At 60.2% G+C, this 20,034-nt stretch carries 17 protein-coding genes; 2 read left to right on the forward strand and 15 right to left on the reverse strand.

The window, feature by feature from the left end; all coding sequences use genetic code 11:
* Positions 1 to 50: 50 nt before the first annotated feature.
* From ACF8EF_RS10760 to ACF8EF_RS10775, 4 genes are all read right to left on the reverse strand, one after another.
* Positions 51 to 776, reverse strand: coding sequence for a dienelactone hydrolase family protein (locus ACF8EF_RS10760; protein WP_176682176.1), 726 nt, complete (start codon positions 774 to 776; stop codon positions 51 to 53).
* 78 nt (positions 777 to 854) lie between these two features.
* Entirely contained in the window at positions 855 to 2,759 is a 1,905-nt protein-coding gene (gene htpG, locus ACF8EF_RS10765; RefSeq protein WP_176682175.1) for a molecular chaperone HtpG, read from the reverse strand.
* A gap of 69 nt (positions 2,760 to 2,828) precedes the next feature.
* A complete protein-coding gene (locus ACF8EF_RS10770) occupies positions 2,829 to 3,311 on the reverse strand; it encodes a PaaI family thioesterase (protein WP_176682174.1) in 483 nt (160 codons plus the stop codon).
* Complete coding sequence (locus ACF8EF_RS10775; protein WP_010954945.1) at positions 3,308 to 3,784, reverse strand: PaaI family thioesterase; 477 nt, start codon at positions 3,782 to 3,784, stop codon at positions 3,308 to 3,310. Before ACF8EF_RS10775 ends, ACF8EF_RS10770 begins: the two co-directional genes overlap by 4 nt.
* Before the next feature lie 154 nt (positions 3,785 to 3,938).
* Here ACF8EF_RS10775 and ACF8EF_RS10780 point away from each other — a divergent pair, with 154 nt between their 5' ends.
* Positions 3,939 to 4,223, forward strand: coding sequence for a hypothetical protein (locus tag ACF8EF_RS10780; RefSeq protein ID WP_176682489.1), 285 nt, complete (start codon positions 3,939 to 3,941; stop codon positions 4,221 to 4,223).
* A 67-nt stretch (positions 4,224 to 4,290) separates the two neighbouring features.
* Here ACF8EF_RS10780 and ACF8EF_RS10785 read toward each other — a convergent pair whose 3' ends face one another.
* From ACF8EF_RS10785 to sdhC, 11 genes are all read right to left on the reverse strand, one after another.
* On the reverse strand, positions 4,291 to 5,040 hold the full coding sequence (locus tag ACF8EF_RS10785; protein ID WP_176682173.1) for a DUF599 domain-containing protein: 750 nt from the start codon (positions 5,038 to 5,040) through the stop codon (positions 4,291 to 4,293).
* Positions 5,041 to 5,275: 235 nt separating this feature from the next.
* Positions 5,276 to 6,589, reverse strand: a complete 1,314-nt coding sequence (gene brnQ, locus ACF8EF_RS10790; RefSeq protein ID WP_176682172.1) for a branched-chain amino acid transport system II carrier protein — start codon at positions 6,587 to 6,589, stop codon at positions 5,276 to 5,278.
* Between the two features lie 403 nt (positions 6,590 to 6,992).
* Positions 6,993 to 7,877 (reverse strand): succinate--CoA ligase subunit alpha, encoded by an 885-nt coding sequence (gene sucD, locus ACF8EF_RS10795; protein WP_003254203.1) that lies wholly within the window; start codon positions 7,875 to 7,877, stop codon positions 6,993 to 6,995.
* On the reverse strand, positions 7,877 to 9,043 hold the full coding sequence (gene sucC, locus ACF8EF_RS10800) for an ADP-forming succinate--CoA ligase subunit beta (protein ID WP_003254205.1): 1,167 nt from the start codon (positions 9,041 to 9,043) through the stop codon (positions 7,877 to 7,879). The genes sucD and sucC overlap by 1 nt, the downstream gene beginning before the upstream one ends.
* A gap of 171 nt (positions 9,044 to 9,214) precedes the next feature.
* Entirely contained in the window at positions 9,215 to 10,651 is a 1,437-nt protein-coding gene (gene lpdA / locus ACF8EF_RS10805; protein ID WP_021784850.1) for a dihydrolipoyl dehydrogenase, read from the reverse strand.
* A gap of 96 nt (positions 10,652 to 10,747) precedes the next feature.
* The gene (gene odhB, locus ACF8EF_RS10810; protein WP_392461047.1) at positions 10,748 to 11,980 is read right to left on the reverse strand and encodes a 2-oxoglutarate dehydrogenase complex dihydrolipoyllysine-residue succinyltransferase; all 1,233 of its coding nucleotides are present in this window, start codon (positions 11,978 to 11,980) and stop codon (positions 10,748 to 10,750) included.
* Positions 11,981 to 12,022: 42 nt separating this feature from the next.
* Positions 12,023 to 14,854 (reverse strand): 2-oxoglutarate dehydrogenase E1 component, encoded by a 2,832-nt coding sequence (locus ACF8EF_RS10815; protein ID WP_021784848.1) that lies wholly within the window; start codon positions 14,852 to 14,854, stop codon positions 12,023 to 12,025.
* A 246-nt stretch (positions 14,855 to 15,100) separates the two neighbouring features.
* On the reverse strand, positions 15,101 to 15,805 hold the full coding sequence (locus tag ACF8EF_RS10820) for a succinate dehydrogenase iron-sulfur subunit (RefSeq protein ID WP_003254212.1): 705 nt from the start codon (positions 15,803 to 15,805) through the stop codon (positions 15,101 to 15,103).
* Between the two features lie 11 nt (positions 15,806 to 15,816).
* Entirely contained in the window at positions 15,817 to 17,589 is a 1,773-nt protein-coding gene (sdhA, locus tag ACF8EF_RS10825) for a succinate dehydrogenase flavoprotein subunit (protein WP_003254213.1), read from the reverse strand.
* A gap of 3 nt (positions 17,590 to 17,592) precedes the next feature.
* A complete protein-coding gene (gene sdhD / locus ACF8EF_RS10830; protein WP_003254214.1) occupies positions 17,593 to 17,961 on the reverse strand; it encodes a succinate dehydrogenase, hydrophobic membrane anchor protein in 369 nt (122 codons plus the stop codon).
* Complete coding sequence (gene sdhC, locus ACF8EF_RS10835) at positions 17,955 to 18,341, reverse strand: succinate dehydrogenase, cytochrome b556 subunit (protein ID WP_008091902.1); 387 nt, start codon at positions 18,339 to 18,341, stop codon at positions 17,955 to 17,957. The genes sdhD and sdhC overlap by 7 nt, the downstream gene beginning before the upstream one ends.
* A 352-nt stretch (positions 18,342 to 18,693) precedes the next feature.
* On the opposite strand from sdhC, the gene gltA reads away from it, so the two are divergent.
* Positions 18,694 to 19,983 carry a citrate synthase gene (gene gltA / locus ACF8EF_RS10840; RefSeq protein ID WP_021784847.1) on the forward strand — a complete coding sequence of 430 codons (1,290 nt, stop codon included), beginning with the start codon at positions 18,694 to 18,696 and terminating at the stop codon, positions 19,981 to 19,983.
* The last annotated feature ends 51 nt before the right edge of the window (positions 19,984 to 20,034 follow it).

Genomic DNA, 20,034 nt, shown 5'->3' on the forward strand with positions numbered 1-20,034 from the left:
CGTAGGAGCGGGTTTACCCGCGAAGGGCTGCAAAGCAGCCCCCTGCAATCTCAGCGCTGGAACACTTCACTCAGCAGATTATGCATCGAACGGAACGCTCGCTCGGAAGTGCGCCGGTCGTACTGCATCTTGCCCGGCACGTTGGCATTCGGGTCGGTAAACGAGTGCACCGCACCGCCATAACTGAGCAACTGCCAGTCCACCTTGGCCGCGTTCATCTCGTCCTCGAATGCCGGCAGTTGTTCTCTAGGCACCAATGGGTCGGAGGCACCATGCAACACCAGCACCGAACCCTTGATGCGCTTGGCATCTTCAGGGTTCGGCGTGTCCAGAGTACCGTGGAACGACACTGCCGCGCGCAGGTCGGCGCCGCTACGGGCCAGCTCCAGGGCGCAGCAGCCACCGAAGCAGAAGCCGAAGGTAGCCACCTTGCCAGGCTCCAGCAGCGCCTTCGACTGGCCCAACAATTGCGCCAAGGCTTCCTGCATGCGTTTGCGCAGTTCGTCACGGTCATTCTTCAGCGGCATCATCGCCACGCCTGCCTCATCGGCATTGGACGGGCGCACCGATTGCCCGTAGAGGTCGGCAATCAACACCACATAGCCCTTCTCGGCGACTTCCTTGGCGATACGCTCGGCACCTTCGCCAATGCCCATCCAGTTCGGCGCCATCACCAGGCCCGGACGGCCCAGCGCCCCCGGCTCATAGACCAAACGGCTTTCATAGGCCTTGCCGGACAGGTGATAAACCAGCGACTCGACGATAACTTTGCTCATCTAGCACTCCTTTGGCACTTTTCACAAAAAGGCACCCATGAAAAAAGCCCGCCGAAGCGGGCTTTCCTATGCATCAACTCAAGCAGACAGCTCGACCAGTAGCTTGTTCAGGCGACGAACGTACGCCGCCGGGTCCTTCAAGCTGTCACCGGCCGCCAGGGCCGCCTGATCGAACAGGATGTGCGACAGCTCGGCGAAACGGTCTTCGCTCTGCTCGTGGTCCAACTTCTCGATCAGCGGGTGGCTCGGGTTGAACTCGAAGATCGGCTTGGACTCCGGCACTTTCTGCCCGCTGGCTTCCAGAATCTGGCGCATCTGCAGGCCCAGGTCCTGCTCGCCGATGGCCAGGATCGCCGGCGAGTCGGTCAGGCGGTGCGATACGCGCACTTCGGCCACGGTGTCACCCAGCGCACCTTTCAGTCGCTCGACCAAACCTTCCTTGTCCTTGGCGACTTCTTCCTGGGCTTTCTTGTCTTCTTCCGAATCCAGCTTGCCCAGGTCCAGGTCGCCACGGGCGATATCGACAAAGGCCTTGCCGTCGAATTCGTTGAGGTAGCTCATCAGCCACTCGTCGATGCGGTCAGTCAGCAGCAGCACTTCGATGCCTTTCTTGCGGAAGACTTCCAGGTGCGGGCTGTTCTTGACCTGCGCGTACGACTCGCCGGTGAGGTAATAGATCTTGTCCTGACCTTCCTTGGCACGGGCCAGGTAGTCGGCCAGGGCGACGCTCTGCTCGCCGCTGTCGTCCTGGGTGGACGCAAAGCGCAGCAGGCCGGCGATTTTCTCCTTATTGGCGAAGTCTTCGGCCGGGCCCTCTTTCAGCACCTGACCGAAGTTTTTCCAGAAGCCCTTGTACTGCTCGGGTTCGTTCTTCGCCAGCTTCTCCAGCATGTCCAGCACGCGCTTGGTCAGCGCGGTTTTCATCGAATCGATGATCGGGTCTTTCTGCAGGATTTCACGCGACACGTTCAGCGACAGGTCGTTGGAATCGACCACACCCTTGATGAAGCGCAGGTACAGCGGCAGGAACGACTCGGCCTGGTCCATGATGAACACACGCTGCACGTACAGCTTCAGGCCGCGCGGCGCTTCGCGCTGGTACAGGTCGAACGGCGCACGGGCCGGCACGTACAGCAGCGAGTTATATTCGAGCTTGCCTTCGACCTTGTTGTGGCTCCAGGCCAGCGGGTTTTCGAAGTCATGGCCAATGTGCTTGTAGAACTCCTGGTATTCCTCGTCCTTCACCTCGGTGCGCGAACGGGTCCACAGGGCGCTGGCGCGGTTGACGGTTTCCCACTCTTCGGCCGGCTGTTCTTCACCTTCGGCGGCGGCCTGCTCTTTTGGCAGTTGAATCGGCAGGGCAATGTGATCGGAGTACTTCTTGACCACGTTGCGCAGGCGCCAGCCATCGGCGAACTCCTGCTCGTCCTTCTTCAGGTGCAGGACGATACGGGTACCACGCTGTGGTTTGTCGATGGTGGCGACTTCGAATTCGCCCTCGCCTTTCGACGACCAGTGCACACCTTCCGCCGCTGGCTGACCAGCACGGCGGCTGTACACATCGACCTTGTCGGCAACGATGAACGCGGAGTAGAAGCCCACGCCGAACTGACCGATCAGGTGCGAGTCCTTCTTCTGGTCACCGGTGAGGTTCTTCATGAAGTCGGCAGTGCCGGACTTGGCGATGGTGCCCAGGTGGGTAATGACGTCTTCGCGGCTCATGCCGATGCCGTTGTCCTCGAGGGTCACGGTACCAGCGTCCTTGTCGAAGCTGAGGCGAATCTTCAGGTCAGTATCGCCCTCGAACAGCTCTGGCTTGGCCAACGCTTCGAAACGCAGCTTGTCGGCGGCGTCGGAAGCATTGGAAATCAGCTCCCGCAGGAAGATTTCCTTGTTCGAGTACAGCGAGTGAATCATGAGGTGCAGCAGTTGCTTCACCTCGGTCTGGAAGCCCAGCGTTTCCTTTTGTGTTTCCACAGTCATGGTCTTCGAAACTCCGATCTGATGGCGATGGCGCCTGGCGGCCGATTCGGCCAGCGTTAACGGCGGATGTCATGCAGATGGGGGCTGCCCGGATGATTTCAAGGGCTTTTCCGGTTCGATCTTGAAATGCGCACGGGCCGTGGCAATCGGCGACTGCCTGTCGCCCTGCCACGCGGTGATGGCCACGTTGGTCACCCGCCGGCCCTGGCGCCACAGCTGGCACTGGGCGTAGGTATCGCGAAAATGCCCGGCGCGCAGGTAGTCGACAGAAAAGTCGATGATCTTCGGAATGCTTGCGCTCTCGCTGTAGATCAGCAGGTACAGCGCTGCCGACAGCTCCATGAAGCCGGCGATCACGCCGCCATGAATGGCCGGTAACAGCGGGTTGCCGATATTGTCAGGGCTGGCCGGCAGGCGGAACAACAAGTCATCGCCCTGACGCTCGCATTCGATGCCGATCAGCCCGGCATAGGGAATCAGCGCCAGCAATGGTCGATAGTCGCCCACCGCATGGGCGGCGTTGAGCTGCTGGCGCACCGCGCGCGGAATCATGCCTTGCCCTCCTTCAGACTGTCGCCGAAACGGATGCCGCCCTTGATGTCCTGGCCCAGGCGCATGAACGTGCCCACCACCTGGCAGATGGGCTGGTCGGGGTCGTCCTGGTAGGCGGTGCCACGGGTGAAGATCACGTCGCGGGTAACACGGTAGCACTGGGCGTGACCGTAGATGTCCTTGCCGGCCTCAGCAGGGTGCATGTAGTCGATGCGCAGGTCCAACGTCGGGCACACTTCGAAGCGCGGCAACACACACAACGTGGCCATGCCACAGGTGGTGTCCATCAGCGTGGTCAGCGCCCCGCCGTGCACAGCACCAGTTTGCGGGTTGCCGACAATGGCCGGCGACCACGGCAGGACCAGGGTCATGCCATCGCCATCAGCCTGCGCCACCCGCATCTGCAACAACTGACAATGTTTTAAAGCCGAGAGAAAGCGCTCGGCCATTGCCATCAAGGTTGAATCGCTCATTGGCTGTTCCCATTGGCCGCAGGGCGGCTTCATGAATTCGTTGAAAAGTCTATATAGAATGAGGCGTTATATATCTGTAATCTTCGTTGAACTTATTCCGCGTAGTGGCACTCGAAGGAACAAGTCACTTATTCCACCAAGGAGATACACCCCCATGCGTAAACCTTTTGCTTTTGCTCTGATGCTGGCCGCTGCCATGGGCCTGGCTGCTTGCGATAAAGCGAGCGAAGACAAAGCCCAAGACGCACAGCAACACGCCGAGCAAGCCCAGGAAAAAATGGGTGAAGCTCAGGATAAGATGAACGAAGCAGCCGAGGAAAACGCTGAAGCTGCCAAAGATCAGGCCGAAGCCGAGCAGAAGGCTGCCGAAGAAGCCGCTCCGGCTACTCCGGCGCCAGAAGCGGCTCCAGCTACTCCGGCAGAACCCGCCAAGCAATAATTGGCTGAAACAAAAAAACCCGACGACGTCGGGTTTTTTTGTGCCTGCAAAGTTTCGATTAATCGTTTCAGTTAGAGGCTACGGAGCTTTCCTTGGCAGGCTCCGACAATACACTTTCGGTCGGTGTGAACACCATCACATCGAGTACATCCGAATGGAACTCTCGACGGTACAGAATCAGCACTACTCCCACACTCATCGCCATGAACAACCATGGGCTGATGAACCAGCTCAACATGGCCATTCCGAAGTAATAAGAACGCAGCCCCAGGTTGAACTGGTTAGCCGCCAACGACAATACCCGCGCCGCCCGTGAAGCGAACGCCTTGCGCTCCAGCTCGTTGACCAGCCGTTCGCCGATCATCGGCGCCGAGCCCACCAGCACGGCGGCAAAGTTGTATTGGCGCATGCACCAGCTGAACGTGAAGAAGGCATAGACAAATACCATGGCCAGGCACAGCAGCTTGATCTCCGACATGCCCTGGGATGTTTGCTGAACCAGCGGCAGGTCGGCCAGCAACGACAGTGCCCGGTCGGAGGCACCGAGCACGGTGAGGATGCCAGCCAGAATGATCAGGGTGCTGGAGGCAAAGAACGAGGCGTTGCGCTCCAGGTTACCGATCACGCTGGCATCGGCGATGCGGTTGTCGCGCAGCAACATACGGCGCATCCAGTCTTCACGGTACAGGTGCAGCACACTGGCCAGGCACGCGGTGTCGCGCCCCTTCCAGATCGCATAGCGGGTATAGCCACCCCAGCAAAGGGCGAACCAGGCGATGGCCAGCAGGTTGTTGAGGTTGCTTTGGATGAAGTTCATGCAGGGTTCCCGAAAGGGCCATGTGCCTAAAGGATAGGGACCGGATTTCGACGCTGGCAAGCGGCAAAAGGCACACCTGCACAGTGAAAAATGCCTGACCTGCTGCGAAGAGACCGCAACAGGCAACCAACGAAAAGCCCCGCATCCTTTCGGATACGGGGCTCTCTTGTTTTCACCCTTGGCGCGCACCCTACGGCTTGTGGCCGATGCCGCCCTCAGGCTTCGACTTGTACGGTCAGGCCAACGCCTCGCGCGGCTTGCCGAGCATGCGGTCGCAGGCCACGGCACCCACCAGGGTCACCACCGACGGTACCAGCCAAGCCATACCGGCATCACTCAATGGCAGGTGCGCCATGAAGTCTGGCAACATGTGGGCAAGGCTACTGCCCTTGATCGCATCGACCATGCCGAACAGCAGCGAGACCAGCATCACGGGTGCCAGGATGCGCGTTGGCGAGTTCCACAGGTCTTTGACGAAGCTCAGACCGACCACCACGATGCACGGCGGATAGATGGCGGTGAGCACCGGGATCGAGAACATGATCAACTTGGTCAGGCCAAGGTTGGAGATCAGCAGCGAGAAGCCGGCGAGGATCACCACCAGCGCGCGGTACGACAGCGGCAGGATCTGGCTGAAGTACTCGGCACAGGCACAGGTCAGACCAACCGCAGTCACCAGGCAGGCCAGCGCGATCAGCACGGCCAGGAAGCCGCTGCCCAGCGAACCGAAGGTGTGCTGTACGTAGGCATGCAGCACCGCCGCACCGTTGGTGGCGTCAGCGGCAATGTCGTGGCTGGTGGCACCCAGGCGGAACAGGCTGATGTAGACCAGGGCCAGCCCGACACCGGCGATCAGGCCGGCGATGATGGCGTAGCGGGTGATCAGCCTCGGCGACTCGACACCGCGCGAACGAATGGCATTGACAATGACGATACCGAACACCAGGGCACCCAGGGTATCCATGGTCAGGTAGCCATCGGAGAAGCCCTTGGAGAACGCAGCGGCGGCATAGGCAGGCTGTGCTTCACCAATGGTACCGGCGGGCAACGCGAAGGCAGCGATACCCAGCACCGCCAGGGCAATGATCTTCAACGGCGCCAGGAAGCGGCCCACGGTGTCGAGCAACTTGCCAGGGTACATGGACACGGCCAGCACGACGATGAAGTACACCAGGCTGTAGATGAACAGCGCCAGCGGGCTTTCACCGGTCAGCGGTGCAACGCCTACTTCGAACGACACGGTCGCCGTACGCGGGGTGGCGAACAGCGGGCCGACCGACAGGTAGCACACAGCCGCCAGCAGGCCGCCGAAGAACTTGCCGATCGGGCTGCTCAGTGCATCCATGCCACCACCGACCTTGGCCAAGGCGACAACGGTGATGACCGGCAGGCCCACGGCAGTGACCAGGAAGCCCAAGGCCGCCATCCAGACGTGCGGGCCAGACTGCAGACCGACGATAGGCGGGAAGATGATATTGCCTGCACCCACGAAAAGCGCAAACGTCATAAAGCCAAGCGCCAGGATATCCTGGCCTTTGAGAACTTTCATTTAAGGTAGTACCACACTGCTGAAATCGGGATTCGAGAGGGGATTTCCCTTTGGGTAAGGGGAAATGCTGCCCGGCTTGATAGGCCAGACCCGTTTAGCGTGTCGTTCCCTTTTGGGGTACGGGCACAGAGTGAACGCGTAATGTAACTGGTTTGTCAGTCAAACGCACTGGCACAGTGCTGCTTGTCCGATGTGCGTACATGTTTGTCGTCTGTGTGACCGAGGACGGCAGGTATTATCCTCGGATTGAAACATTCGTCTGCGTGAAAATTCCTATTAAACCTATCGAAGAATCTCTATTGCCAGCACCGGCCTCTTCGCGGGTAAACCCGCTCCTACGAACCCCACATACGACAAAGGCCACCCGAAGGTGGCCTCTGTGCGCGTGGGGGGTGTAGCAGTATTACTTCTTGGCTTCCCAGCCAGTCAGCTCGGCCAGGGCCTTGCCAATGTCAGCCAGGGAACGCACGGTCTTCACACCCGCGTCCTGCAGGGCGGCGAACTTCTCGTCCGCAGTACCCTTGCCGCCGGAGATGATGGCGCCAGCGTGGCCCATGCGCTTGCCCGCAGGTGCAGTAACACCGGCGATGTAGGAAACGACAGGCTTGGTGACGTGGGCCTTGATGTAGGCCGCGGCTTCTTCTTCAGCCGAACCGCCGATCTCACCGATCATGACGATCGCTTCGGTCTTCGGGTCTTCCTGGAACAGCTTCAGGATGTCGATGAAGTTGGAGCCCGGGATCGGGTCACCGCCGATGCCGACACAGGTCGACTGGCCGAAGCCGGCGTCGGTGGTCTGCTTCACAGCTTCATAGGTCAGGGTGCCGGAACGCGAAACGATACCGACCTTGCCTGGCAGGTGGATGTGGCCTGGCATGATGCCGATCTTGCACTCGCCCGGGGTGATGACACCTGGGCAGTTAGGGCCGATCAGGGTAACGCCCAGCTCGTCGCACTTGACCTTGGCATCCAGCATGTCCAGGGTAGGAATGCCTTCGGTGATGCAGACGATCAGCTTGATGCCGCCGAAGGCCGCTTCCAGGATCGAGTCTTTGCAGAACGGAGCCGGTACGTAGATGACCGAAGCGTCAGCGCCGGTCGCTTCCACGGCTTCCTTGACGGTGTTGAACACCGGCAGGCCCAGGTGGGTGGTGCCACCCTTGCCTGGGGTTACGCCGCCGACCATCTTGGTGCCGTAGGCAATGGCCTGTTCGGAGTGGAAAGTACCCTGCGAGCCGGTGAAGCCCTGGCAGATGACTTTGGTGTCTTTATTGATCAGGACGCTCATTACTTGCCCTCCGCAGCTTTGACAACTTGTTGAGCAGCGTCGGTCAGGCTGGTTGCCGCAATGATGTTCAAACCGCTTTCTGCCAGTACTTTAGCGCCCAGTTCGGCGTTGTTGCCTTCGAGGCGAACGACGACCGGAACTTTGACGCCGACTTCTTTCACTGCACCAATGATGCCTTCGGCAATCATGTCGCAGCGAACGATGCCGCCGAAGATGTTGACCAGAACGGCCGCGACATTGCTGTCGGACAGAATGATCTTGAACGCTTCGGTTACGCGCTCTTTGGTAGCACCACCGCCAACGTCAAGGAAGTTGGCCGGCTTGCCGCCGTGCAGGTTGACGATGTCCATGGTACCCATGGCCAGGCCGGCACCGTTGACCATGCAGCCGATGTTGCCTTCAAGGGCAACGTAGTTCAGTTCGAACTTGGCAGCGTGGGCTTCACGGGCATCGTCCTGCGACGGGTCGTGGAAGGTTTTCAGCTTCGGCTGACGGTACATGGCGTTGGCGTCGATGTTGATCTTGGCATCGAGGCAGTGCAGGTCGCCATCGGCCTTGATCACCAGCGGGTTCACTTCCAGCAGCGCCAGGTCGTGATCCTTGAACAGCTTGGCCAGGCCAACGAAGATCTTGGCGAACTGTTGAACTTGCTTGCCTTCCAGGCCCAGCTGGAATGCCAGCTCGCGACCCTGGAACGGCTGAGCGCCGACCAGTGGGTCGATGGTGGCCTTGAGGATTTTCTCAGGCGTTTCGTGAGCGACTTTCTCGATGTCCACGCCACCTTCGGTGGAAGCCATGAACACGATACGGCGGCTCGAACGATCGACTACAGCGCCCAGGTACAGCTCTTTGGCGATGTCAGTGCAGGATTCGACCAGAATCTTGGAGACGGGTTGACCGTTGGCATCGGTCTGGTAGGTAACCAGATTCTTGCCCAACCACTGTGCAGCGAACGCCTTGGCGTCTTCCTTGCTGCGAACCAGCTTTACGCCGCCCGCTTTACCGCGACCACCCGCGTGAACCTGGGCCTTTACAACCCACTCGTTCCCGCCGATCTTGTCGCAGGCTTCTGCAGCTTGCTCAGGGGTATCGACTGCGAAACCCTTGGAAACTGGCAGGCCGTATTCAGCGAACAGCTGCTTACCCTGATACTCGTGAAGATTCATGCTTTTTACCGTCTTCGTTAGGTACTGCGCTTCGGCGCTGCGCCATCAGTGGCGCCGCACCACCTGTGACCGTTGACCCCGGGTTTCCCGTGTGATCCGGTCCGGTGGACTTTCCGCGGTGAGTCATGCACGCAAGACTCACGACGGGCAGCCCGCCGTGGTTTCTTATAATTAACGCTTCTTACGGTTGGCCACGTGAATGGCGCCGCCATTCACCGCCAGCGCTGCTTCATGCAACGCTTCGGACAGGGTTGGATGGCTGAAGACCATCATGCCCAGATCCTCGGCACTGGTGCCGAATTCCATTGCGATTGCGCCCTGCTGCACCAGTTCGGCAGCCGATGGGCCAATCACGTGAACACCCAGAACGCGGTCGGTCTTGGCATCGGCGATGACCTTGACGAAACCACCGGTGTCGTTGGCAGCCATCGCACGGCCGCTGGCCGCGAACGGGAAGGTGCCCACGTTAACCTCAACGCCCTCGGCCTTCAAGGCCTGTTCGGTCTTGCCGACCCACGCGATTTCCGGGTGGGTGTAGATGACCGACGGGATCAGGTCGTAGTTCATCTGGGCCTTGTGGCCCTTGATGCGCTCGACGACCATGATGCCCTCTTCCGAAGCCTTGTGGGCCAGCATCATGCCGCGTACCACGTCACCGATGGCGTACACGCCCGGAACGCTGGTGGCGCAGTAATCGTCGACGAAGATGTAACCACGCTCGTCGATGGTCACGCCGCTGTCGGAAGCCAGCAGATCGGTGGTCACCGGGCGACGGCCGACTGCGACAATCAGCTTGTCGAAGGTGATCTTCTGCTCGCCTTCGGCGTTGGTGTAGGTCACTTCGACTTCATTGCCGTTGACTTTCGAGCCGGTGACACGAGCGCCCAGCTTGATGTCCAGGCCTTGCTTGGTCAGGGTCTTCTGGGCTTCTTTCGACACGGCGGTGTCGGCAGCCATCAGGAAGGTGTCCAGGGCTTCCAGCACGGTGACTTCAGCACCCAGGCGAGCCCATACCGAGCCCAGCTCCAGGCCGATCACGCCTGCACCGATAACGCCCAGGCGCTTCGGTACGGCCTGGAATTCCAGGGCGCCGGTGGAGTCGACGATGACGTTCTGGTCGACCGGAGCCGGCGGAATGTCGATCGGGCGCGAGCCGGAAGCCAGGATCACGTTCTCGGCTTCGATGATTTCGGTGGTGCCGTCAGCCTTGGTGACTTCGACCTTCTTGCCAGCCAGCAGCTTGCCGTGGCCCTGGATCGAAGTAACGCCGTTGGCCTTGAACAGGGTGGCAACGCCACCGGTCAGGTTCTTGACGATGCCAGCCTTGCGGCCAACCATCGCGGCGACGTCCATCTTCACTTCGCCAGTGGAGATACCGTGGACGTTGAAGCTCTCTTTGGCTTCCTTGTACTTCCAGGAGCTGTCCAGCAGCGCCTTGGAAGGAATGCAACCTACGTTCAGGCAGGTGCCGCCCAGGGCCAGCTTGCCCTCGGCGTCGGTGTACTTCTCGATACAGGCAGTCTTCAGACCAAGTTGGGCAGCCTTGATGGCAGCTACATAGCCGCCAGGACCTGCACCAATCACCACTACGTCGAATTTCTGGGTCATAAAAGATTCCTTTTTAGCTTCAAGCGGCAAGCTGCAAGCCGCAAGACCAGCAGGCTTCAGCTTGAAGCTTGCGGCTTGCAGCTTACAGCTGCGCGATTAGATGTCCAGCAGCAGGCGGGACGGATCTTCCAGCAGGTTCTTGATAGTGACCAGGAAGGTTACCGCTTCCTTGCCGTCGATCAGGCGGTGATCGTACGACAGCGCCAGGTACATCATCGGGCGAATCACGACCTGGCCGTTGATGGCCATCGGGCGCTGGATGATGTTGTGCATGCCGAGAATGGCGGCCTGCGGCGGGTTGACGATCGGGGTCGACATCATCGAACCGAAGGTACCACCGTTGGTGATGGTGAAGGTGCCACCGGTCATTTCTTCGATGGCCAGTTTGCCGTCACGGGCCTTCTTGCCGAAGGTAGCGATGCCGTTCTCGATTTCAGCCAGGCTCATCGACTCGGCGTTACGCAGCACCGGCACCACCAGGCCACGGTCGCTGGACACGGCAACACCGACGTCGGCGAAGCCGTGGTAGACGATGTCGTTGCCGTCGATCGAAGCGTTCACGGCCGGGAAGCGCTTCAGCGCTTCGGTAGCAGCCTTGACGAAGAACGACATGAAGCCCAGGCGCACGCCATTGTGGGTCTTCTCGAACAGGTCCTTGTACTTCGAGCGCAGGGCCATGACTTCGGTCATGTCCACTTCGTTGAAGGTGGTCAGCATCGCCATGTTGGACTGGGCTTCGACCAGACGCTCGGCGATCTTGGCACGCAGGCGGGTCATCGGCACGCGCTTCTCGGTACGGTCGCCAGCGGCGACGACAACCGGGGCAGCGGCAGCAGCGGCAGGCTTGGCAGCCGGTGCAGCGGCAGGTGCCGACTTCTTGTTGGCAACAGCAGCAACCACGTCCTCCTTGGTGACGCGACCGCCTTTACCGGTACCTGCCACGGTAGCCAGGTCGATGCCGTTTTCTTCAGCCAGCTTGCGCGCGGCCGGGGCAGCGATCGGGTCATCTTCGCCGGCGTCAGCGGCAGCAGCGGCAGCAGCGGCCGGAGCAGCAGCAGGAGCGGCTGCCGCGGCTGGTGCTGCGGCAGCACCGCCTTCAACGATCGAACCCAGCAGTTCGTCGGACAGGACGGTGTCGCCCTCGCCCTTGACGATGTCACCCAGCACGCCATCGGCAGTAGCCAGTACTTCCAGGACAACCTTGTCAGTCTCGATGTCGACGATCAGCTCGTCACGCTTGACGGCTTCGCCCGGCTTCTTGTGCCAGGTGGCAACGGTGCCGTCGGCAACCGATTCCGGGAAGGTTGGGGCTTTGATCTCGATAGCCATTATCTGTGTTTCCTTAAATTCGGTTTCAGGTGCGCGAAGGCGTTAGACAGTGAAGGCGTCTTGCAGCAGTTTTTCCTGCTGTTCGACGTGCTTCGAAGCGTAACCACAGGCTGGCGCGGCAGAAGCGTCGCGACCGGCGTATTCCAGGGTCAGTGCCTTGTTGTGGCGGCCCAGGATACGGCGCATGTGGTGCTGGCTGCTGTACCAGGCGCCCTGGTTCATCGGCTCTTCCTGACACCAGACCGCATGCTTGAGGTTGGTGTAAGGCGCGAGGATTTCGACCAGATCGTCCTCAGGGAACGGATACAGCTGCTCGATACGCAGGATGGCAATGTCTTCGCGGCCTTCGGCACGGCGCTTTTCCAGCAGGTCGTAGTAGACCTTGCCGCTGCACAGCACCAGACGCTCGACCTTGGCCGGATCGATTGCGTCGATTTCCGGGATCACAGTCTGGAACGAGCCTTCTGCCAGGTCTTCCAGAGTCGAGATGGCCAGTTTGTGGCGCAGCAGCGACTTCGGCGTCAGGACTACCAGCGGCTTGCGCAGCGGGCGGATCACCTGGCGACGCAGCAGGTGGTAAATCTGTGCTGGCGTAGTCGGTACGCAGACCTGGATGTTGTGCTCGGCGCACAGCTGAAGGTAACGCTCCAGACGCGCGGAGGAGTGCTCCGGCCCCTGCCCTTCATAGCCGTGTGGCAGCAGCATGGTCAGACCGCACAGGCGACCCCACTTGTGCTCACCGCTGGTGATGAACTGGTCGATCACCACTTGCGCACCGTTGGCGAAGTCGCCGAACTGGGCTTCCCAGATCACCAGCGCGTTCGGCATGGTGGTGGAGTAGCCGTATTCGAAGGCCAGTACCGCCTCCTCGGACAGGAACGAATCGTACAGGTCGAAACGTGGCTGGCCCGGGAACAGGTTCTGCAACGGAATGTAGGTGCTGGCGTCCTTCTGGTTGTGCAGCACCGCGTGACGGTGCGAGAAGGTGCCACGGCCGATGTCCTGGCCGGTCATGCGGATCGGGTGACCTTCGAACTGCAGGGTGGCGTAAGCCATGGTCTCTGCATAACCCCAGTTGATCGGCAAGCCACCGGCCTGCATCTTCTGACGGTCTTCGTAGATCTTCGACACCTGACGCTGGACCACGAAACCTTCCGGCAGCTCGAGCAGCTTGGCCGACAGATCCTGCAGGGTCTTGAGGTCGAAACGGGTGTCGTGACGCGCGGTCCAGGCATGGCCCAGGTACGGACGCCAGTCGACGAACAGCTCGCGGTTCGGCTCCTTGACCAGGCTCTTCACCACGTGCAGGCCATTGTCCAGCGCGTTGCGGTACTCGTCGATTTTGGCCTGAGCGCGCTCGGCGTCGATGCGACCGGCCTGGATCAGTTGCTCGGCATACAGCTCACGGGTAGTGCGCTGCTTGCTGATTTGCTGGTACATCAGCGGCTGGGTGCCGTTAGGCTCGTCAGCCTCGTTGTGGCCACGGCGACGGTAGCAGACCAGGTCGATGACCACGTCACGCTTGAACTGCATGCGGTAGTCGATGGCCAGCTGGGTGACGAACAGCACGGCTTCCGGGTCATCGCCGTTCACGTGCAGGATCGGTGCCTGGATCATCTTGGCAACGTCGGTCGCGTACTCGGTGGAGCGCGCATCCAGGGGGTTGCTGATGGTGAAACCAACCTGGTTGTTGATCACGATGTGCACGGTACCGCCGGTCTTGAAACCGCGGGTCTGCGACATCTGGAAGGTTTCCATGACCACGCCCTGGCCAGCGAACGCAGCGTCGCCGTGGATCGAGATCGGCAGCACCTTGTCGCCAACGGTGTCGTTGCGGCGGTCCTGACGGGCGCGCACCGAACCCTCGACCACCGGCGAAACGATTTCCAGGTGGGACGGGTTGAACGCCATGGCCAGGTGCACTTCGCCACCCGGGGTCATCACGTTCGAGGAGAAGCCCTGGTGATACTTCACGTCACCGGAGCCCAGCTCGTTCATCTTCTTGCCTTCGAACTCGTCGAACAGCTCGCGCGGGTTCTTGCCGAAGGTGTTCACCAGCACGTTCAGGCGGCCACGGTGGGCCATGCCGATCACGACCTCCTTGGCGCCGTAAGAGCCGGAACGCTGGATCATTTCATCCAGCATCGGAATCAGGCTCTCGCCGCCTTCAAGGCCGAAACGCTTGGTGCCCGGGTACTTGGTGCCCAGGTACTTTTCCAGGCCCTCACCGGCGGTCACGCGCTCAAGCAGGTGGGCCTGCACGTCAGCGGAAAACTCCGGACGGCCGCGCACGCTTTCAAGGCGCTGCTGGAACCAGCTGCGCTGCTCGGAATCGACGATGTGGGTGAATTCGGCGCCAATGGTGCGACAATATGTCTTCTGGAGTGCATCGAAGATGTCGCGTAGGCTCGCCTCCTCTTTGCCGATGAACAGGTCGCCGGCACGGAAGGTCGTATCAAGATCGGCATTGGTCAAGCCGTAGTGATTGATCGACAGGTCTACTGGCGCAGGGCGCTGCCACAACCCCAACGGGTCGAGCTTGGCAGCCTGATGGCCGCGCATACGATAGGCCTGGATCAGTCGCAGAACTTCAACCTGCTTCTTCTCGTGTTCACTGCTCACGCTCCCGGCGGAAACCGGTTGGGCGCGGCGCTGGTTCTTTGCCAGCAGTACGAAATGGTCGCGGATTGTCGAGTGCGATACATCAGTAGCGGTGCTGCCGTCGGCTGGCAACTTCTGGAAGTAAGTGCGCCACTCTTCTGGCACAGCGTTAGGGTCGTGCAGGTAGAGCTCGTAGAGCTCTTCCACATATGCAGCGTTACCACCTGAAAGGTGGGCGCTATCCCACATGCGCTGCATCACGCTTTCTTGCATGCTTGGTCACCCTCGATTAGGGGACTGATCGGCGAGAGCCACAGCAAACCTGGAAAAGTCCGAAAACAGCGACTGAACCACGCCACCTGGATCCTGCTGATTTTCCGGGTACCAGCCCGGAAAGCCCCTGCTGGTCTCATATCTTCATAGGTAATGAACGCGGGCTTTGTGGGCCCTTGTTCGGGTTTTACCTCAGTGCGGGCTCACCACCCGCACCTCGGCTTATTGCAGGTACAACACTTTGTATCAGGTGCCGCTTTGCAGCAGCATGTTACGTACGTGACCGATTGCCTTGGTCGGGTTGAGACCTTTCGGGCAAACGTTTACGCAGTTCATGATCCCGCGGCAGCGGAATACGCTGAACGGGTCATCCAGGGACGCCAGGCGCTCCTGAGTCTTGGTATCGCGGCTGTCGGCAAGGAAGCGGTAAGCTTGCAGCAGTGCTGCCGGGCCCAGGAACTTGTCCGGGTTCCACCAGAACGACGGGCAGGAAGTCGAGCAGCAAGCGCACAGGATGCACTCGTACAGGCCGTCCAGCTTGTCACGGTCTTCCGGCGACTGCAGGCGCTCGATGGCCGGTGCCGGGGTGTCGTTCTGCAGGAACGGCTTCACCTTCTCGTACTGCTTGTAGAAGATGCTCATATCGACCACCAGGTCACGAATGACTGGCAGGCCTGGCAGCGGACGCAGAACCAGCTTGCCGCCCTTCACCACCGCCGACAACGGGGTGATGCAGGCCAGGCCGTTCTTGCCGTTCATGTTCATGCCATCGGAACCGCAGACGCCTTCACGGCAGGAGCGACGATACGAGAAACCCTCGTCCTTTTCCTTGATCAGTGCCAATACATCCAGCACCATCAGGTCCTTGCCGCCGGTATCGACGTCGAACGACTCCATTTTCGGCGCCGAGTCGGTGTCCGGGTTGTAACGATAAACTTCGACTTTCAACATAGCAGCCACCCTTAGTAAGTCCGGACTTTTGGTTCGAAGGCTGGAACAGTCTTCGGCGCAAAGTTGACGCCGCGCTTGGCAACGCGCTTCTCACCCGGGTAGTACAGGGTGTGGCACAGCCAGTTTTCGTCGTCACGGTCTTCGAAGTCTTCACGGGCGTGAGCACCGCGGGACTCTTTACGGGCTTCGGCCGCGATGGCGGTAGCTTCGGCGACTTCCAGCAGGTTCTGCAGCTCCAGCGCTTCGATACGCGCGGTGTTGAAGGCCTGGGACTTGTCGTTGATCTTGACGTTGGCGATACGGTCACGCAGACCGGCCAGCTGCTCGATACCCTTCTGCATGTATTCGCCAGTACGGAATACACCGAAGTAGTTCTGCATGCAGCTCTGCAGCTCGCGCTTCAGGCTGGCAACGTCTTCACCGCTGGTACGCTCGTTGAGCTTGTTCAGGCGGTTCAGGGCAACATCGACGTCGGTGTCGCTGGCGTCGCGGTATTCCACGCCTTCGCTCAGCGCCTTCTCCAGGTGCAGGCCGGCAGCACGGCCGAACACCACCAGGTCGAGCAGCGAGTTGCCGCCCAGGCGGTTGGCACCGTGAACCGATACGCACGCCACTTCACCTACGGCGAACAGGCCCGGGATGATGTGATCCTGGCCGTCGGCGTCCATGGTGATGGCCTGGCCATGAATGTTGGTGGCAACGCCGCCCATCATGTAGTGGCAGGTCGGCACGACCGGCACCGGCGCGACCACAGGGTCGACGTGGGCGAAGGTCTTGGACAGCTCGCAGATACCTGGCAGGCGGCTGTGCAGCACTTCCTCGCCCAGGTGGTCCAGCTTCAGCAGTACGTGGTCCTTGTTCGGGCCCACGCCGTTGCCGGCGATGATTTCCTTGACCATGGAACGGGCAACCACGTCGCGGCCGGCCAGGTCTTTGGCGTTCGGCGCGTAACGCTCCATGAAGCGCTCGCCGTGGGCGTTGATCAGGTAGCCACCTTCACCGCGGCAACCCTCGGTGACCAGTACACCAGCGCCGGCGATACCGGTCGGGTGGAACTGCCACATTTCGATGTCCTGCACCGGCACGCCTGCACGCAGGGCCATGCCGATACCGTCACCGGTGTTGATCAGGGCGTTGGTGGTAGAAGCGTAGATACGGCCCGCACCGCCAGTGGCCAGCACGGTGGCCTTGGACTTGATGTACAAGGTTTCGCCGGTTTCGATGCAGATGGCGATCACACCAACGAATGCGCCGTCCTGGTTTTTCACCAGGTCAACTGCGTAGTACTCGTTGAGGAACGTGGTGCCAGCTTTCAGGTTGCCCTGGTACAGGGTGTGCAGCAGCGCGTGACCGGTACGGTCCGAAGCGGCACAGGTACGGGCGGCCTGACCACCTTTACCGAAGTCCTTGGACTGACCGCCGAACGGGCGCTGGTAGATGCGGCCAGTTTCGGTGCGCGAGAACGGCAGACCCATGTGATCCAGTTCGAAGACCGCAGCCGGGCCTTCCTGACACATGTATTCGATAGCGTCCTGGTCACCGATGTAGTCGGAACCCTTGACGGTATCGTACATGTGCCAGCGCCAGTCGTCGTTCGGGTCGGCCGAAGCGATGGCGCAGGTGATGCCGCCCTGGGCGGATACGGTGTGCGAACGGGTCGGGAAGACCTTGGTGACTACGGCAGTCTTGTGGCCGCCTTGAGCCAGTTGCAGCGCTGCGCGCATGCCGGCGCCGCCGCCACCGATGATGATGGCGTCGAAGGAAATGGTTGGAATGCTAGCCATGGATCAGATACCCCAGAGAATCTGCACACCCCAGACGAAGTAAGCGAACATCGCAACGCCGCATACCGCCTGGAACAGGAAACGAATCGCAGTTGCCGACTTGCCGAACGACATAGGCGTCAGGTAGTCGGTTGCAATGGTCCACATGCCGACCCAGGCGTGAGCGCCCAGGGCAACGAGGGCCAGCAGACTGAAGATCCGCATCGCGTTGTTGGAGAACAGACCATGCCACTGGGTGTAGTCGATGCCTGGGTGGGCGACCACGTAGCCGATCAGGAAGAGGAAGTAAGCCGCGAGAACGACCGCAGAAACGCGCTGCGCCATCCAGTCATAGAGGCCCGAACGCGACAGGTTCGTGACATTGGTTACCATACCCAAACTCCCACCAGAACGATCAGCACCACGGAGATGACGATCACGATTTTCGAGCCCAGCTTGCCGCCTTCCAGCGTCTCACCGATACCCATGTCCATGATCAGGTGTCGAACACCTGCCACGAGGTGATAAAGCAGGGCGGACAGCAGACCCCAGGTCACGAACTTGGCCAGCGGGCTGGTCAGACACGCCTTCACCTCACCGAAGCCTTCCTCGGAACCCAGCGACTTGCCCAGTGCATAAAGCATGATGGCAAGGCCGATGAACAGGATGACGCCGGAGATACGGTGCAGAATGGACGTGTACGCAGTGACGGGGAGCTTGATGGTCCTTAGGTCTAGGTTTACAGGTCGTTGGCTTTTCACGGCTTTTTTCACACTGAAGAGCCCCTAGCGAATCAGGGCAAAGTTGTTGGTAAGTGTACTGGTCAGGTACCCACCACCCAGGGAACGGCGACCCCCAGCAGTTCGGGCTTGCAAGCCCCTGGCGGTCGGGTGCCGAGTATAGACAGTTAGGCTGCTTATGACAACGTGACGGGGTAGCCCAAATAGCGCATTGCCTTTAATGAACAAAAGGCGTAAATGGGCGAGAATTTCGGGAAAAATCAGGCTTGAATGCTTGATTCAACAAGCCTTTAGGCAAATTGACATCTGAATTTATCCCTCTATAGTGGTGCGGGCCCTGCGTGGGGGGTCTGTCTGATGATTTCAAGCATTAATAGGAGGCCACATGGCTGACAAAAAAGCGCAGTTGGTCATCGAGGGCGCTGCCCCCGTCGAGCTGCCCATTTTAACCGGCACCGTTGGTCCTGATGTAATCGACGTCCGCGGGTTAGGGGCCACTGGTCACTTCACCTTCGACCCAGGTTTCATGGCGACTGCCTCGTGCGAGTCGAAGATCACCTATATTGACGGCGACAAAGGTATCCTGCTGCACCGCGGCTACCCGATCGAGCAACTCGCCGAACAGTCCGACTACCTCGAAACCTGCTACCTGCTGCTCAATGGCGAATTGCCGAATGCCGAGCAAAAGGCCCAGTTCGTCAGCACCGTCAAGAACCACACCATGGTTCACGAGCAGTTGAAGACCTTCTTCAACGGCTTCCGCCGCGACGCTCACCCCATGGCAGTGATGTGCGGCGTAGTCGGCGCCCTGTCGGCGTTCTATCACGACTCCCTGGACATCAATAACCCGCAACACCGCGAAATTTCCGCGGTGCGCCTGGTCGCCAAGATGCCGACCCTGGCCGCGATGGTTTACAAGTACTCCATGGGCCAGCCGATGATGTACCCGCGCAACGACCTGTCGTACGCGGAAAACTTCCTGCACATGATGTTCAACACCCCGTGCGAGATCAAACCGATCAGCCCGGTGCTGGCCAAGGCAATGGACCGGATCTTCATCCTCCACGCCGACCACGAGCAGAACGCCTCCACCTCCACCGTGCGCCTGGCCGGCTCGTCGGGTGCCAACCCGTTCGCCTGTATCGCCGCCGGTATCGCTGCACTGTGGGGCCCGGCCCACGGCGGTGCGAACGAAGCCGTACTGACCATGCTCGATGAAATCGGTGATGTTTCGAACATCGACAAATTCATCGCCAAGGCCAAGGACAAGAACGACCCGTTCAAGCTGATGGGCTTCGGTCATCGCGTGTACAAGAACCGCGACCCGCGCGCCACCGTGATGAAGCAGACCTGCGACGAAGTCCTGCGCGAGCTGGGCATCAAGAACGACCCACAGCTGGAACTGGCCATGCGCCTGGAAGAGATCGCCCTCACCGATCCGTATTTCATCGAGCGCTCGCTGTACCCGAACGTCGACTTCTACTCGGGGATCATCCTCAAGGCAATCGGCATTCCGACCAGCATGTTCACCGTGATCTTCGCCCTGGCACGTACCGTGGGCTGGATCTCGCACTGGAAAGAAATGCTCTCCAGCCCGTACAAGATCGGCCGTCCGCGCCAGCTGTACACCGGCGAGCAAAAGCGCGACCTCGTTGCCCTGAAGGACCGCAAGTAAGCTGCAGTAGCCGAACGCAAGAAGGCTGCCCTCGGGCAGCCTTTTTTATTT

It is taken from the genome of Pseudomonas sp. zjy_15 (genome assembly GCF_043101865.1).
GTDB classification, from domain to species: domain Bacteria; phylum Pseudomonadota; class Gammaproteobacteria; order Pseudomonadales; family Pseudomonadaceae; genus Aquipseudomonas; species Aquipseudomonas putida_Y.

What these genes read in the sequence shown, in the direction of transcription:
- ACF8EF_RS10785 (WP_176682173.1), bottom strand. Translation starts at nt 5,040, where the DNA reads ATGAACTTCATCCAAAGCAACCTCAACAACCTGCTGGCCATCGCCTGG.
- sdhA (WP_003254213.1), bottom strand. Translation starts at nt 17,589, where the DNA reads ATGGCTAGCATTCCAACCATTTCCTTCGACGCCATCATCATCGGTGGC.
- sucC (WP_003254205.1), bottom strand. Translation starts at nt 9,043, where the DNA reads ATGAATCTTCACGAGTATCAGGGTAAGCAGCTGTTCGCTGAATACGGC.
- sdhD (WP_003254214.1), bottom strand. Translation starts at nt 17,961, where the DNA reads ATGGTAACCAATGTCACGAACCTGTCGCGTTCGGGCCTCTATGACTGG.
- ACF8EF_RS10760 (WP_176682176.1), bottom strand. Translation starts at nt 776, where the DNA reads ATGAGCAAAGTTATCGTCGAGTCGCTGGTTTATCACCTGTCCGGCAAG.
- htpG (WP_176682175.1), bottom strand. Translation starts at nt 2,759, where the DNA reads ATGACTGTGGAAACACAAAAGGAAACGCTGGGCTTCCAGACCGAGGTG.
- ACF8EF_RS10770 (WP_176682174.1), bottom strand. Translation starts at nt 3,311, where the DNA reads ATGATTCCGCGCGCGGTGCGCCAGCAGCTCAACGCCGCCCATGCGGTG.
- lpdA (WP_021784850.1), bottom strand. Translation starts at nt 10,651, where the DNA reads ATGACCCAGAAATTCGACGTAGTGGTGATTGGTGCAGGTCCTGGCGGC.
- ACF8EF_RS10815 (WP_021784848.1), bottom strand. Translation starts at nt 14,854, where the DNA reads ATGCAAGAAAGCGTGATGCAGCGCATGTGGGATAGCGCCCACCTTTCA.
- gltA (WP_021784847.1), top strand. Translation starts at nt 18,694, where the DNA reads ATGGCTGACAAAAAAGCGCAGTTGGTCATCGAGGGCGCTGCCCCCGTC.
- odhB (WP_392461047.1), bottom strand. Translation starts at nt 11,980, where the DNA reads ATGGCTATCGAGATCAAAGCCCCAACCTTCCCGGAATCGGTTGCCGAC.
- sucD (WP_003254203.1), bottom strand. Translation starts at nt 7,877, where the DNA reads ATGAGCGTCCTGATCAATAAAGACACCAAAGTCATCTGCCAGGGCTTC.
- brnQ (WP_176682172.1), bottom strand. Translation starts at nt 6,589, where the DNA reads ATGAAAGTTCTCAAAGGCCAGGATATCCTGGCGCTTGGCTTTATGACG.
- ACF8EF_RS10775 (WP_010954945.1), bottom strand. Translation starts at nt 3,784, where the DNA reads ATGAGCGATTCAACCTTGATGGCAATGGCCGAGCGCTTTCTCTCGGCT.
- ACF8EF_RS10780 (WP_176682489.1), top strand. Translation starts at nt 3,939, where the DNA reads ATGCGTAAACCTTTTGCTTTTGCTCTGATGCTGGCCGCTGCCATGGGC.
- ACF8EF_RS10820 (WP_003254212.1), bottom strand. Translation starts at nt 15,805, where the DNA reads ATGTTGAAAGTCGAAGTTTATCGTTACAACCCGGACACCGACTCGGCG.